Annotated in this window: 1 pseudogene; it reads right to left on the bottom strand. The window is 69.8% G+C overall.

Going from position 1 to position 566, the window contains the following annotated elements:
- Positions 1-566 (bottom strand): annotated as a pseudogene (locus tag HWX25_RS32840) (GntP family permease); the annotation flags it as partial.

Here is a 566-nt window from a genome sequence, read left to right as displayed (position 1 = left end):
CGCGATACGACTCGCGGTGCGTCAGGCCGGTGACCGCCAGCAGCGTGATGACCGCGCCGTTGTGCGGCAGCGTGTCCATGCCGCCGCTGGCCATCGCCACCACGCGATGCAGCACTTCCATCGGGATCTGCGCGGCTTGCGCGCCCTTGATGAACAGGTCCGACATGGCCGCCAGCGCGATGCTCATGCCGCCCGAGGCGGAGCCGGTGATGCCCGCCAGTGAGCTGACCGACACCGCCGCGTTGACCAGCGGATTCGGGATGCTCTTGAGCGCGTCGCTCACCACCAGGAAGCCGGGCAGCGCCGCGATCACGCCGCCGAAGCCGTATTCGGAGGCGGTGTTCATGGCTGCCAGCAGGGCGCCGCCGACCGCCACCTTGGTGCCGCTCGCGAACTTCGCGCTGACGCGCTTGAAGGCGGGGAGCACCTCGGGCGGCACCGTGTAGCTGGCGTCGCCATACCATTGCGGAATCCACTTGGTGAGCGCGAAGTTCGCCACGCCCACCAGCACCAGCGGCGCGATCGCCAGCACCGGGTTGGGCAGCGAGCTGGTCTCGACGCGCTCC

The organism is Burkholderia sp. BCC1640, assembly GCF_902833125.1.
GTDB lineage: Bacteria > Pseudomonadota > Gammaproteobacteria > Burkholderiales > Burkholderiaceae > Burkholderia > Burkholderia diffusa.
This window is presented reverse-complemented; position numbering and strand designations above follow the sequence as displayed.